Origin of the sequence: Caproicibacterium argilliputei (assembly GCF_029211325.2) — a bacterium.
GTDB lineage: Bacteria > Bacillota > Clostridia > Oscillospirales > Acutalibacteraceae > Caproicibacterium > Caproicibacterium argilliputei.
The window spans coordinates 824,808-838,167 of record NZ_CP135996.1 but is presented as its reverse complement, the minus strand read 5'-3'; the positions used below and the strand labels follow the sequence as shown (position 1 = coordinate 838,167).

Below are 13,360 nucleotides of genomic sequence, written 5' to 3'. Positions count from 1 at the left end.
TCACCTCACAATCTGCGGCCGGTGCTGACACCGGAATCATCCAGAATGCCCTCCACCGCATAGCGCAGGGCGTCCATCACATCATCATTCACTTTGACCGGCTCATCCGCGTTCTTCTTCCACACATACCCGTAAATTTCCTTGTCGAAACGCTCCGCTGCATCCTTAACTACCAACAACCTGTGCTGCTTAAATAGACTGGCAACGTCTGCAATGCCGGAAATCACGCTTTTGCGTGCCTTAACAGCAAACAGCCCTGCGTCCCACATCTGTTCAATCAAATCCGGCCGGGCAGAATCACAATAGAACGTAATCTTGCCAAGCCGCTCCTGAATCCGCCGTCCAATTTCAATCCACTGGGCAATGTGCCGGTGCTGCGCCGCCTTATCTTTGACCAGATAGCAGCAGCCGGTGTCGTCCATGCCTAATAGCACCATGGAACCGTAATGCTCCCAGCCGAAATCCACGCCGACCGCCCATTTCTGAATGCGGCTTTCCGGCACTTGTTCCGCCATGATGTAATGCACGCGGGCGTCAAAATCTGCGTACACCATACCGTCCGCGCTCACCCATGCACCGTTGATGTCCCGGTCATAGAACATACCGGACGGCGTGGAAGTCTTGATACTCTGGCGGTAGCGCTCGGAGAGGAATGTGTTATCATCCAACCGCCACGGGTATTCCACAATCGTTTTGCCATCCGCTTGATCGATATAGTCAGTCTTGAGCCAGTGGGACGGTGCCGCCGGGTTCGTGTCCATCAGGATGCGCGCACCCTCGCCGGAACAGCGGCTTTTGATTTCGTCAAAGACTTCCTCATTGGCAACGCAGGCTTCGTTAATGTACGCACCCCACGCGGTCATGCCGCGGATACGGCCCATGTCGTTAATCTTGCTGTGCCCGAAACAGCACACCTGCACACCGAACAGTGTGAAGCGGTTGTATTTATCGAAATGGAACTCGATGCCGTATTTGCCGGTCAACTCGTTCAAGATGTTCCGGTGAATGCTGCCAATGTCCGCCGCCGCAAGCACATACTGCGGATTGGAAACCCCGGCGGCCGTGGCGTTGGCACGCACCCGTTGCAGCTCATACAAGAATAGGTCATTGTCCAAAACCGTCTTGCCGGAACGCTTCGCGCCGTGATTGATCAGCATAAAATAATCCTGCGTCATTGCTCGGCGCAGGACTTCCACTTGCTTTGGATGATATAGATTATTCAGGCTCATGCTTCACGCTGTCCTCCAGTGCGGTTAAGTAATCGGCTAAACGGTCCTCAGTAGACTGACCAACACCCGGGCCGTCAAACAGCCCTAGGTGCTTTCCCAGCAGTTCCAGTGCTTTCACTTTGTCGGCAAGCTTGACCTCGACCCCAGCCTGCGTTTCCTTGATGCCGGTGACCGCAGCTTTCTGCTGGTCGCTCAAGTTCTCAGTCGGCTTCAGAACAACGCCGCCGGAGGACGTAATCTCGGCGTAATCCGTACCGCGGGCAAAGCCAACAGCAGCCAGTTCCTGCAGCACCCGATCCTGCGTAATCTCCGTGCGGCTCTGCTGGGCTTGCATCCGCTTCCGGATGTACGCGGAAACGTTAGTTTTCGTTAGCAGCTGACGCCCGAAGTTCGGGTCCTTGTATCCCGCTCGCCGCGCTGCTGCGGTCGCGTTGAGGTCTTTCAGATATTCATCGGCAAATCGTTTCTGCTTTTCTGTAATCGCCACTACGGACCACCACCCAGCAGGCGACTTACGCCCGGCGGCCAGACCTGTACCATGGTATCAACTCCTTCTGGGTATAAAAATAGCAGCCCATTATTTGGGTTGCCAATAAATCGCAAAGAGAGACACGACTTACTTGCCTGCGTGCCCTCCAGTTAAAAGCCATCAAGCAAGGGGCAGCGTCGAGGCCGCCCTGCTGTGTTTGGCTGGTGAGATACCCCGGGCTTGCACCGGCGGGCACATCACTCATGCGTTGCCGTATCCCATGTATGTGGCCTGTTGCTATTAGCTTGCTGATGTATCGTGCTGTCATCATCGCTTACGCCTTGCTCCTGATAAATACGCCTTGGTAGCATGCAGTACGGCACATCCGCCTTGCGGTAGTCGTTCCAGACGCAATTTATATCCACACGCTGCGTGTTGTCACTTCCAAACAAAAAGGACGGCCCTGATGGCCGCCTGCGTGGCATTCAGGTCAATCAGGTATTCTTCACAGAAACGTTTCTGTTTGTTGGCCATGGTGGTCACCTCCATCTTTAAACTTGGATTTTCCCAGACATTAAGTCAGGGAGCATAGCATCTCTTAATTCTGCTAGTAGTCGGTTTTCCTCTTGGTTCAGAAACATAACGTGCTGTTTCCACATGGGTAAAAAAATCGAGAACAAGCTCAAAAATAGTTCCTTGTCCTGATTCTCAATCTTTAATTCATTCTTGTTTTTTGACAGTTGAATAAAATGCCTATTGTCATATTTTTTATCAAACATCTTGAACGTAGCGTTTAAACCCGGTACATTGTTTTCCAATTCTGCAATTTCGAACAGCCCCAATTGCTTTGCCAATGTTTCATTCGCCGTGATTTTTAAAACGCTGCGTTCACGGGATACCCGGTTAATATCGTCGATAATATCTCCGTATGGCCTGTGGCCTTTTCCGGCGCTATCAATCTGGATATATCTTGACGGGGCGAGTACATATCCTTGATCTGAAATCTCATCTATCGTGACCACACGTGAAAATTCCGGAATGTCTTCCGCTGAGCTGCACAAGGCTTCGATAAGTGCGGCCGGCAAAACATTGATCGTTTTGTGATATGTACGCCCTGTATGGCTCGCACCACCAGACTGGCCGTTTTGCTCTCGATCTTCCTGCTCAACTTTTTTTCGGCAGTCAAAAAGGGAAATGCACTTATTGTCATGGCTAAACACCATAATACAAGTCGGAATATCGGTGGCTTCAAACATGTGGCCCGGAAGCGCAATGACTTTTTCAAGCAGTCTATTGTCGCAGAGATATCTCCTGATTTCTTTATCCGACCCAGCGGAAGTCAGTGCCCCGCACGGCAGAACGAGCGCGCATCGTCCATTCTCGGAAAGCCTATCTAAGGCCGTCAAAACAAAAGCATAGTTTGCGTTAGACGCGGGCGGGATTGTGCATTTTTTGAAGCGCTTGTCCGCAAACAACGGTTCCGGCGCGCTCCACGGAATATTGTATGGCGGATTAGAAACAATAGCATCTGCACTGATTTCCGGCGCCTCCAGTATTCTCTCGATCCGCGAAAATCTATCGCCAGCGGTCAGCCGATAGATGGCCTTTTCTTTCAGCGTTAACACATCGCGGTGTATCACATAGCCAGAAATATTACGTAACGCTAAATTAAATAGCAGCACAGGGATAACGTTATCGTCCAACTCCTCGCAATAAAAAATTGCGCCTTTATTTTGCACCCATGCCTGAATTGTCAGTGCACCACTTCCGGCGCACATGTCGTAAATTGATTTCGCACCTGTAACAACTTCAGAAGCTAACAGATTTGCGATGCTTTTGGGCGTGAAATCCTGACATTTTTCTTTGCGATCGGCGTAATAATACTGAAATATCTTTTGTAATTCGTCTGTTTGCAGGTTTCCACCAATCAGATCGAAGTATTTAGACAAGATATCGTTTTTACGATCTGAAAAAATGACGTTCTTGACAGAATCAACGATGGATTCTGTTTCGCAGTCAAGCAAGCTGCATACTGATTGCGTCAGTTCCGACAATTCCATGCTATTATTCCCCCCCGATCAAACACAAAAAGGGCGATCCGAAATGGGTTGCCCTGGGATATTCGGTTTGCCCGTCTTTTCCGGGCTGCCAATACAAGACAAAAACTTTTGCGGTAGCTTATCCGGCTCTTGCGGATGCCGGAGAACCGTAATTGTTTACCGGCTGAGCCTCATGCGGCTTTGCCGGCATATATGCCGCGGCATCATCACGACGCGGCGGCATAAAATTTAGGAGGAAAAGATGAAAAACCTGAAAGAGTCCCCGCTTATGAACTCTCTATTCTTCATTGTAAACGAACAAAACGAACAAAACGAACGCTTTTATGAACATTTTGTAAATATACGGCAGTAGGCCATTCGCACGGCATCCGCTGACTTAGCACTATGCAGCTCCCGGCGTATGACATCCCAACGTGTACCGTATTTCATAACGGCGCGTGCCAGCCGCCTTTCCCGCGCTGTCGGCAGGCCATCCACAAATTGCTCAATTTCAATTTTCTGCGCAGCCAGTGCCTTGATACGCTGCCGCTCCTTTTCGCCGGCTGGCAGGCCGCGTATCAGGATAGAGTGCGGATAGCCGCTGCTGCCATCCTGCACGGTGTCGCCAACAACGGTATGTAAATACTCCTGCAGATCCGCAATCTCTGCGACGATGTTCGGATAATCTTCAAGCTGTTCTCGTGTCATGCTTTTTCTCCTTTCGCTTTTCGGATTCTGGCTTTCAACGCCTGCATCAAGGACTCCTGCGTGTGCGCTTTATCCTGCAGAGACGCGATTACATCTTCGTCCACGCCGCTTTTGGTTACAAGCTGGTGGACAATCACCGGTTCCGTCTGCCCCTGCCGGTGCAGGCGCTTATTCGCCTGCTGGTATAATTCTAACGACCAATTAAGGCCAAACCAGATGATGTGATGCCCACCCTGCTGCAGGTTCAGCCCGTAGGCGCAGGATGCAGGGTGCGCCAACAAGATGTCAATCTTGCCGGCATTCCAGTCTCGTTCGTCCTGTGGACCCGCAAACACGCGGACACGCAATTTTGTCTTTTTCAATGCCGCCAGGATCCGGTCACGGTCGTGCTGAAAATTATAAAACACAAGTGCATGCTGCCCGTTAAGGGCCTCCACAAGCTCCAGGAACGCTTCAAGCTTACAGTCGTGTATTTTCACGACTTCACGCTTATCGTCGTACACAGCCCCGTTGCACAGCTGCAAAAGCTTGTTCGTGAGGACCCCCGCGCTGCCAGCGTCAATCAGCTGCTCGTCAATCTGCAGCAGGGCTTCCTTTTCCAGTTTGTCATAGGCTCTTTGTGCCGCAGGGTCAAGGACGACGGGTATCAGGTCGTCAACCTGCGCGGGTAAGTCCAGATAATCCTCGGATTTCATGCTGACACAAATATCGGACAAAAGGGTTTTTACGGATTCCTCAGCGCCAGTTTTCGGCAGGTAAGTGAAAACCTGTACCGCATTACGCTTGTCCGGATTAAAATACCGCTCCCGAAAACCGCCAATTGTTTTCCCCAGGCGCTCCCCCTGGTCCAGTAGGTACACCTGCGGCCAAAGGTCCAGTAGGCTGTGTGGTGCGGGCGTACCGGTCAGCTCTACGATACGCTTGATGTGCCCCCGGACGGATTTCAATGCCTTCCAGCGTTGCGCCTTGTTTGATTTAAAGCTGCTGGCCTCGTCGATGATAACCATGTCGAATGGCCAGTCATTGCGGTAGTAATCCACCAGCCATTTGACATTATCCCGGTTGATGATGTAAATATCGGCCGGCGTATTGACCGCCCGGATACGCTTTGCCTGACTGCCAAGGATAGTTGAAAATTTCAGATGCTTTGTGTAGTCCCACTTTTGGGCTTCATCCTGCCAAGTCGCTTCCGCCACTTTTTTAGGGGCGATTACCAGCACTCTGAAAATCTCAAACCGGTTGTATTTCAATTCGTTTATTGCCGAAAGGGTAATGGATGTTTTCCCAAGACCCATGTCCAGCCAAAGGGCAAGCGCGGGCTTCTCAATAATCTGCTGCTCACAATACGCTTGGTAAGCATGTGGTATGTACTTCATTCCGGTACCCCCCACTGATACCGGATGTAGTCGAGAAAGCCATCTACCTGCTCCTTGCAGTCGATCGTCTCAACCGCAAACCCAAGCCGCCTTAGCTGCTCCTGCGCGGCAACCTGCAGGGGTCTCGGCTTCTTACCGGGGGCCTTTAGCTCCACGAAGCATGCGTGCCCTCCCGGAAAGCAAACCAGTCTGTCCGGCACACCTGCATTCCCCGGTGAAACAAACTTGTACGCTCGGCCCCCCAAGGCTTTCACTCGCTGCGTCAAATATCGTTCGATACTGCTTTCCTGCATCTGTATCAACCTCCCTAAAAAATTCGCATATATATAAGTCGCGCCTGCGCACGCGCGTGATTGTTAGCCTATATAGGCATTTAGGCAGAAGGTATTATAAAATATCTCTCTATTTGCCTAATATCATCTACCTAAGAAAAAGTCGGTATATACAGTATATAAAGTCCTTGTAACTACTGATTTTATGCGATTTTTTATATATACCGATGCTATATACCCTTCGTTTTTTAACGGTATATACGGTATATACCATCATTCTCATATATACCGATAGCCGGTATATACTTTAGGGGCCATATTTCCATCCTTTTTGATTCCCATATTCCTTTCCAAACCACATGACCCCGACTTTTTTCCAGCCCTGCTGTTTGTCCAGAATCTTCGCAATCCGGCGGCTGTCACTCTGCTTTATCGACCAGCCCGGCCGCCACCCTAAACACTCCCGCATTACCTCTAAAACACATATGCGGTCCCGGTGTGCAAGCTTCGTGCCCTCGCCCTGCTGTGTGCCGTTGAGGAATATATCCCGCGCCGCTGCATCCATTTTCATCCAGTTTTCTGGTACAAGTTTTTCAAGAAATTCTGCTATTTGCCCTTCGTAATCGTCACGTTCCGTGTGTCCGCTGCGGCGGCGCTCCGCCTCCGCTTCTTCCGGCGGGTCCAGTACCAGCGATTCCCCCAGCTGCCAGCGGGCATACGCTTCCGCCCATAGCTGGTCCACCACCGCCGGTGTCAGATCGTCCCATACGTTTTTTGTCGGGTGATCTCCGCAGTCGATGGGCCAAAAACGACGGTTTCCAGTAGGGTCTTTGAGGTAATCGTTGTCATTCGTCGTGCCAAAAAAGACGCATTGCCGGGGGTGTTTCTCCGGGTGCCGGGCGTAAGCCGCACGATATTCATCCGTGCCCTGGCTTACCATTTGCTTGACGGCATTCGTGTCAGCCTTACTCATAGAGGACAGTTCCGGGATTTCCATTATCCAGCATCCTTGTATGACCTCTGCGACGGCTTTCGGGTCGTCAAAGGACACCATGAGGGCAGACGCCCACGCGCCGCCGATACGGGCGACAAAAGTACTTTTGTATGTTCCTTGCGGGCCGCAGATAACAACCATTTCGTCGTACTTGCACCCGGGCTGCATGGCCCGCGCAACGGCCGCCACAAGGCTCTTGCGGGATACCGCCCGTGTGTAGCCGTTGTCGACCTCTCCAAAGTAATCACGGTAGATTGTATCCAGCCGCGGCTGTCCATCCCACGCAAGCCCGGAGAGGTACTCTTGTACAGGGTTGTAAGCGTTTGCCATACTGACCTGCACCAGCGCGTCCTCAATCACGTCTGCCGAGTGAAACCCGAGAAGCTGCTCCACACAGTTCCGCAGGCCGGAGTCGTCGCTGTTCTTCCATTCGAACGTGTCTGTTCCCGCGTCCCGCCCCGCCCATGGTAGCGGGCAGGTGCCTTCGATGCGGTCACTGAAAGTGTTGAGTCGCAACTTTCCTCTTAGGCGTGGGTCATGTTCCAGCATCGTAGCAGCATTAAAAATGCTGTGATCATATTTGCCGGAATCCGATACTTTTAGGGCTTTCATCCAATGTACATCGGCCTTTGCTGCTGGCGGTTCTTCCCCGCCCGCTGCTGTCATTTCCGCAAAGTCCGCAGCCGCTTGCTCGTAGCGCTCCTCATTCAGCAGATCCTCCACAGCCGGATCGTTTCGTGCATAGTTGCACATGGCCTGAAAGCTGGGCAGCTTATTTACCGGTGTTCCGGGCTTTGCGTCGTTGTCCTGGTCACCAAACAGGTGAATCCGGCACAGGTCAAAGCTGTTGCAGAGTTTTCCGCCTGCGGGGTCGGTCGCGTGATGGGAATAAAGGAATTTCCCATCATCATACAGGATGGCGCCCCCTGTTGTACTGCCGGCGGCGAAAGTTACGCGGTCGTCTCGGTCTGTGGGGGTGTACAGCCCGGACAGCACATTTGCCAGCACGTCTGGAATGTCATGCAGCTTGCACCAGGCGCCGACAATGCCCTTCTTTTCTTCCGGGTCCTGTTGTCGCTTTGCCAGCGACTGATACTTTTCTGCAACCCCCGGTACCTGCGGCCAGCTGCCCCAGTCGTGCCAGTCGGTATACATGGACAGCACACCGTCCGCAGACAGCATAGGCTTATCGTCAAACTGGTATATGTACTCACTATCAGAGCAGCAGGACGGCCAGTACATTAATCGGGACGGTTCAAAAGTGGTCGGGTCAAAAATCCTCATGGATGGATCTATCGTTTCCGCCGCCTTACGTGCAATCGGTTCATATTCATCCGCAGTCACCGGCCTATCCAGCGGCAGGATAATTCGCAGCCGCGGTGCATCCGGACGATGCTTGCGCGTGGAGTATATACAGTACCCACAGCCCAATCCCGCAACGCGCTGCAGGATACCCTGTGTTCCACCGGCAGGGATATTGTCCGCGTCCAGTGTGACACCCTCACGGGATTCCACCGTGTTTGCGCCACGCCGGTTTCCCCGGAGAGCACCGAGCACAAATCCACCGACGTCCTTTAGGTCATCCTGCTGAGCTTTTGATAAGGCAAAGTAGGTATCCACCGACTCCGTACTGCGCGTAGGAACCCGCAGGCGGTCGTAGAAATCCGCAAGCATGGTCTGCTGCGCCGGCCAGAGCGTCGCGCGGCGACTGCCGGCAGCGGACAAAATGACTGGTCTGTCATATTGCATCCTTTTTCACCTCAATCTTTCGTGAAATAATTACCTTCCCATCCGTCGGCGTTTAAGGGTAACCCCCGCGCCCACGAGATAGGAGTCCGCATAATGTTGATTACATCGTCCAGGTGCTGGTCCTGCGAGGCGTCAATTACAACCTCATCGTGGATGTGAAAAACAACTTTGTATCCGGCCGACTCCAGCCTGTCGATATTAATTGCCAGACAGTCGCGAGCGATTGCCTGTACACAATTTTCCACTAGCTTTCCACCATATGTGTCCGTAAGCTGCCACTGATGTGTTGTCTGATTCTGCCCCCAGTACTGCAGCCGCTGCCGGCCCATATCGTCCTGCGAGAGCTGCGGGTGACTGTAGTATAGTTTTCGTTTACTCGGCAGCTGAATTGTCAGGAAATCATTGTACTTATCACACTCCCGAGAAAATAATAAGCACTGTGCTGCTGTCTGCTTCCCAGTGCTTACCGTTTCTATTGCGGCCTGCTCTACCTTGTGCCAGAGATCCACGATGCGGCGGTTACTCTGCCGCCAGCGCTGCACAATTTCGGGCAGGTCTTCTTCCGGGATACCCATTTTGATGGCTCCCATGTTAATAAGCGCCCCGGCGCTCCCCTGATATCCAAGGGCAAGTGTAGCGACTTTGCCTTTTTGGCGCAGTGCATATTCGGGATTGCCTTTTTTGATTCGGTCAATCGGTACACCAAACATCTGACTCGCCTGTGCTTCATAGATTTTTCCGTGTGTCTTGAAAACATCCAGTACCCATTGTTCTTTCGCCAGCCAAGCGATTACCCGGGCTTCTATGGCGCTGGAATCAGCATCAATGAATTTGTTCCCGGGTGCCGGAATAAAGGCTGTGCGGACCAGCTGGGACAGCGTATCCGGTACTGTACCAAACATCAGCTCAATGCTCCCAGCTTTTGCGGCCTTTGTTAGTTCACGAGCGCAGTCCAGCACGGGCGGATGGATATACGTTCGCGGCAAATTTTGTACCTGCACGAGGCGTCCCGCCCATCTCCCGGTGCGGTTAGCCCCGTAAAATTGCAGGGTACCGCGAATGCGCCCATCTTCGCAGACCGCCTGCCGCATGGCGGTGTATTTTGTTACGCTTGTCTTGCCTGTTTCCTGCCGGATTTCAAGGGCTCGTCGGGTTGTCGGGTCGAGTGTGTCGCCATTCAGCAAGTCCTCTACATCTGCTTTGCGTAGGGTGTCTATTTTGTACCCGCGCTTTTGCATCCAACCTTTTACCTGTGCCATACTGTTGGGGTTGTCCAGCCCGGTAAGTCGCTGGGCTTCGGCAATCAGCGGCTGCATAACTTTGTCATTGGCCGCAAGTGCGCCAGAAATCAGGTCAAGGTCCAGCGCAACGCCGCGGGCATTAATCTGTAAATCCTGTACCCACTGTTTCTGTACATCGTCCGGTACAGGAAAATTGCGGAGCATCTGCCCAATGGTGACTTCGGTCACAACATCCTGCCGGTTGTACTCGACAAACAACTTCCATTTCTCCGGTTCATCCGCGGGGTTAATCCACGGACGCCGATCCTTGTCTGTCTGCTTGTGTGGCGTACAAAATGTCTTGATTAACGCTTTGCCGGTCTGTAATTTCCGCTTGTCCTGCGGCAACCCCATAGCCTTTCCTGCAGCGTCCAAACTGGCCGGGTACCCGCAATACAACGTTTGCAGCATGGTATCACGCCATTCGGCAGGATCCAGCGTGTAACCGGTATATCGGGACAGGCAGTACCATTCGAACGCCGCGTTAAACGCGTGTTTTATGTATTCCGGACTTTGTATCATCCGCATTAGGTCTGCAAATTTTGGTAGTTGATTTTTGTCGGTCAGGTCGACCACGGTAACAGGGCCGCCGTCTATGCTGTACCCTGCCAGCAGAATGTCAAAATCAGGTGACTGCGCGTATTTATACAGCCCCGTTTTTCCAATAGGTTCGCTGGATCGGGTTTCAAGGTCGATATTTAGGTCATGCAATTTTCTTCCTCCTTTTTTCGGTCTTGTGGACGGAGGCCGTTAACGCCGACCTCCGAGGAACGTTTGGAAGTTATCCGTAAATTGGGGCGAAGGTGTTCGGGTCATACCCGACAATGGTCTGACTTGCAGGAGCAGGCGGCTGCGCATAAGCTGTCTGTGGTGTGGTAGCGGGCGCGGCATTTTGCTGTATGATATCGGCAAAATCATCGTCTGCCGATGCACGGCCGCCGCCCAGGGGTTCATCATCCCGCGCTTTCATAACCGTTTCGATACCCACACCGATGCCTTTGTTTTGCGGTGCGTTATAGCCGAAGAAGGTAATGCCAACGTGCGCCCATACGCCAGAGTAAATCTGACTCATGTCCAGCAGCTTTTGGCCGTATTCGTCGCGGATGTCCGGCTGTTGCTTGCTGGATGCGGTAAATACCCACATCCCTTTGCACTCGTCGCCAAAAGGCTGATTGTCAGATGGGCGTACGCCATCACCGTCATGCACAGATACTTTCGGCTGCGCCGGGAACCCCTTGCCATAACGCTCCTGCGCGCGCTGGGCGGCGGCAGCAATGGCGGAATCAATCATCTGCTTATTCCTGGGGTCACTTTTTGGGACAAGAATGGTCGCTGTATATTTCGGGTCCTGCGTTCCGGTCGGGCCAGTGTAGGGCTTGTCCAGATGGGCGTAGGACAGACGGACATTTTTTAGCACGATATGTGCAGGGTTGTTGTTAGGCATTGTTTGTATCTCCTTTTTTGATTAAATCTTTAAAATCTTCTTCCGCAGTCGCTTTTGGCGACCATGCGGGGCGACTGTCTGATTCTTCTGCGAGCGCAGGTTTACCGGGCTGCTTGACAATGTGTGTACCGGCGGCGGCAGCGAAATCCTTTTTGCCCATTTGTTTTTCGATCTGTGCTAGAGTGTAAGGCTCTCGGTGCCAAAGCAGCGCATCGTCAAGGCCGGCGGATGTTAAGTCCGCAAACGCGGCCGTCTGGTCATCCCACACCCGTTTGCTGCGGCCTTCAACTAATTTCCAGCCGGGGATTTCTTCGCCCTGCAGCAAAGCAGATTCTGCATAAGTCTTTGCCGCTTCTGCGTATTTTAGCAGCGGGTCGATTTTGTGCAGTAGATCGCCAAACTCCTGCGGGGTTAACTGCGGCGGCAAGCAGCCCTTAAAATCCTCTACCGCCTGTGTAACGGTGGTCGCATGCTCTCTGCAGGTGGCTGCTGCAGCGCACCAACGGCACCAGTCTCCCGAGTGGTACTCAGCGGTTTTTTCTGCTGCCAGCTGCGCTGCGGGCCTTACGGTGAATACACCCCAGTCTGATAGCTCTTGCGTGGTAATGACGGCTTCTTTGATTCCGCCTGCGCGCGGTTGAATGATTGCCATGTGTACGGAGTCAATCTGCCAAAAGTCCTTGTACGCCATAAGCGCACCGAGGGCGTACAGCATAAGCTGCGGGTTGTTCTCAGCCGGTACAACCACGCCCTTGCCATACTTAAAGTCATTGATGTAGAGGTCGCTCCCGTGCAGCAGAATGCAATCCGCCTGTCCGAAAGAGCCGGGTACAAAATCAGATAAATTGAGGTTTACTTCCACGAATACGGCGGGCTTACTGGAAAAGCTGTTTGCGAGGTCTTTTATGTAATCCACATATTCGTCCGTGTACCCGTCCATTTCGGGTTGGTACAGCTCGTCGGATTTGAGTTTTTCCAGCTCCGTTTTGAATTTTCTTGGCCCCATCGGACGCTTTTCACCATCCGCGCAGAGCCCAAAGTATTTTCGTAATTTTAGCTCGCCCATGGCGTGGGCGAGAGTGCCCTCTCGGGTATACACGGTGTCCTTTCGGGGAACATTTTCATTCTCCGCTACACTTCCGGGACAGTGCATCCATCTGTCCGCAGCCGACGGGGCGAGCCGTGCGTGTTTTGTCGGGGTCGCCATTTAGATCTGCGCCCCCAATCCACGAAGTGCTGTTGCGAAAGCACCAAGATTTTCAGGGGGGACGTCGGGCAGGCGTTGTACGCCGAACTGCGCAAGCAGGCCCTGTAGCTGCGGTCCCTTCCCCTGCATCAGCAGTGGGCCAACCGCTGCCTGGATGTCCTCAAGCTTGTACGTTGGTGCTGCTGTGGGAACAGCTGTCTGCGGCGGCGCAGCGGGGGCCGCGGGTGTTGTTGTGGTCGTAACAGGGGCAGCTGTCGCAGCGGGTACAGTTGCGGTAACCGGGGCAGAAGGCAAGGGCGCGGTGCAGGCAGGTGCTGCAATGGGTGCCGCCGGAACCGGCACAGTAGTGCCTGCAGTCGTCGTACCCGCAGGGGTAGGGTTTACCGGTGCCGGGGTAGGCTTTGGCAGTGCAGTCTGTTCCGCCGTAAATGGCAGGCCGCCGCCAAGGTCGATTGCATGGCACAGCTTGTCCAGCAGGGTTTCCAGTTTCGGGTCAGCGGTCAGTTTTAATACGATTTCCATGATTATTTGTCCTCCTGATTGTAGTTATGTATATTTGTATCACTGCCGCAGTGCTGGCAGTGTCCGGCAAT

The 13,360-nt window shown here is 52.9% G+C and carries 12 protein-coding genes; all 12 read right to left on the bottom strand.

Annotated features, from left to right (window positions below; translation table 11 throughout):
* Window positions 1-5: 5 nt before the first annotated feature.
* Window positions 6-1,229, bottom strand: coding sequence for a PBSX family phage terminase large subunit (locus PXC00_RS03960; RefSeq protein WP_316935093.1), 1,224 nt, complete (start codon window positions 1,227-1,229; stop codon window positions 6-8).
* The gene (locus tag PXC00_RS03955) at window positions 1,216-1,716 is read right to left on the bottom strand and encodes a terminase small subunit (RefSeq protein WP_316935092.1); all 501 of its coding nucleotides are present in this window, start codon (window positions 1,714-1,716) and stop codon (window positions 1,216-1,218) included. Before PXC00_RS03955 ends, PXC00_RS03960 begins: the two co-directional genes overlap by 14 nt.
* A 420-nt stretch (window positions 1,717-2,136) precedes the next feature.
* The gene (locus tag PXC00_RS03950) at window positions 2,137-2,232 is read right to left on the bottom strand and encodes a terminase small subunit (protein WP_407654304.1); all 96 of its coding nucleotides are present in this window, start codon (window positions 2,230-2,232) and stop codon (window positions 2,137-2,139) included.
* Window positions 2,233-2,249: 17 nt separating this feature from the next.
* Window positions 2,250-3,758, bottom strand: coding sequence for an N-6 DNA methylase (locus PXC00_RS03945; RefSeq protein ID WP_275846810.1), 1,509 nt, complete (start codon window positions 3,756-3,758; stop codon window positions 2,250-2,252).
* A 321-nt stretch (window positions 3,759-4,079) separates the two neighbouring features.
* The gene (locus PXC00_RS03940) at window positions 4,080-4,445 is read right to left on the bottom strand and encodes a hypothetical protein (RefSeq protein ID WP_275846812.1); all 366 of its coding nucleotides are present in this window, start codon (window positions 4,443-4,445) and stop codon (window positions 4,080-4,082) included.
* Window positions 4,442-5,821: a DEAD/DEAH box helicase gene (locus PXC00_RS03935; protein ID WP_275846814.1), complete on the bottom strand. Its 1,380-nt coding sequence runs from the start codon at window positions 5,819-5,821 to the stop codon at window positions 4,442-4,444. Before PXC00_RS03935 ends, PXC00_RS03940 begins: the two co-directional genes overlap by 4 nt.
* The gene (locus PXC00_RS03930) at window positions 5,818-6,114 is read right to left on the bottom strand and encodes a PDDEXK family nuclease (RefSeq protein ID WP_275846816.1); all 297 of its coding nucleotides are present in this window, start codon (window positions 6,112-6,114) and stop codon (window positions 5,818-5,820) included. The genes PXC00_RS03935 and PXC00_RS03930 overlap by 4 nt, the downstream gene beginning before the upstream one ends.
* Before the next feature lie 286 nt (window positions 6,115-6,400).
* A complete protein-coding gene (locus PXC00_RS03925) occupies window positions 6,401-8,836 on the bottom strand; it encodes a virulence-associated E family protein (protein ID WP_275846818.1) in 2,436 nt (811 codons plus the stop codon).
* An 11-nt stretch (window positions 8,837-8,847) separates the two neighbouring features.
* Window positions 8,848-10,827 (bottom strand): DNA polymerase, encoded by a 1,980-nt coding sequence (locus PXC00_RS03920; RefSeq protein ID WP_275846820.1) that lies wholly within the window; start codon window positions 10,825-10,827, stop codon window positions 8,848-8,850.
* Window positions 10,828-10,897: 70 nt separating this feature from the next.
* Entirely contained in the window at window positions 10,898-11,560 is a 663-nt protein-coding gene (locus PXC00_RS03915) for a DUF2815 family protein (protein WP_275846822.1), read from the bottom strand.
* Window positions 11,553-12,767 (bottom strand): DUF2800 domain-containing protein, encoded by a 1,215-nt coding sequence (locus PXC00_RS03910; RefSeq protein ID WP_275846824.1) that lies wholly within the window; start codon window positions 12,765-12,767, stop codon window positions 11,553-11,555. The genes PXC00_RS03915 and PXC00_RS03910 overlap by 8 nt, the downstream gene beginning before the upstream one ends.
* Window positions 12,768-13,289 carry a hypothetical protein gene (locus PXC00_RS03905; protein ID WP_275846826.1) on the bottom strand — a complete coding sequence of 174 codons (522 nt, stop codon included), beginning with the start codon at window positions 13,287-13,289 and terminating at the stop codon, window positions 12,768-12,770. It lies immediately after the preceding gene.
* Window positions 13,290-13,360 lie beyond the last annotated feature (71 nt).

What these genes read in the sequence shown, in the direction of transcription:
- PXC00_RS03960 (WP_316935093.1), bottom strand. Translation starts at nt 1,229, where the DNA reads ATGAGCCTGAATAATCTATATCATCCAAAGCAAGTGGAAGTCCTGCGC.
- PXC00_RS03950 (WP_407654304.1), bottom strand. Translation starts at nt 2,232, where the DNA reads ATGGCCAACAAACAGAAACGTTTCTGTGAAGAATACCTGATTGACCTG.
- PXC00_RS03945 (WP_275846810.1), bottom strand. Translation starts at nt 3,758, where the DNA reads ATGGAATTGTCGGAACTGACGCAATCAGTATGCAGCTTGCTTGACTGC.
- PXC00_RS03940 (WP_275846812.1), bottom strand. Translation starts at nt 4,445, where the DNA reads ATGACACGAGAACAGCTTGAAGATTATCCGAACATCGTCGCAGAGATT.
- PXC00_RS03935 (WP_275846814.1), bottom strand. Translation starts at nt 5,821, where the DNA reads ATGAAGTACATACCACATGCTTACCAAGCGTATTGTGAGCAGCAGATT.
- PXC00_RS03930 (WP_275846816.1), bottom strand. Translation starts at nt 6,114, where the DNA reads ATGCAGGAAAGCAGTATCGAACGATATTTGACGCAGCGAGTGAAAGCC.
- PXC00_RS03925 (WP_275846818.1), bottom strand. Translation starts at nt 8,836, where the DNA reads ATGCAATATGACAGACCAGTCATTTTGTCCGCTGCCGGCAGTCGCCGC.
- PXC00_RS03915 (WP_275846822.1), bottom strand. Translation starts at nt 11,560, where the DNA reads ATGCCTAACAACAACCCTGCACATATCGTGCTAAAAAATGTCCGTCTG.
- PXC00_RS03910 (WP_275846824.1), bottom strand. Translation starts at nt 12,767, where the DNA reads ATGGCGACCCCGACAAAACACGCACGGCTCGCCCCGTCGGCTGCGGAC.
- PXC00_RS03905 (WP_275846826.1), bottom strand. Translation starts at nt 13,289, where the DNA reads ATGGAAATCGTATTAAAACTGACCGCTGACCCGAAACTGGAAACCCTG.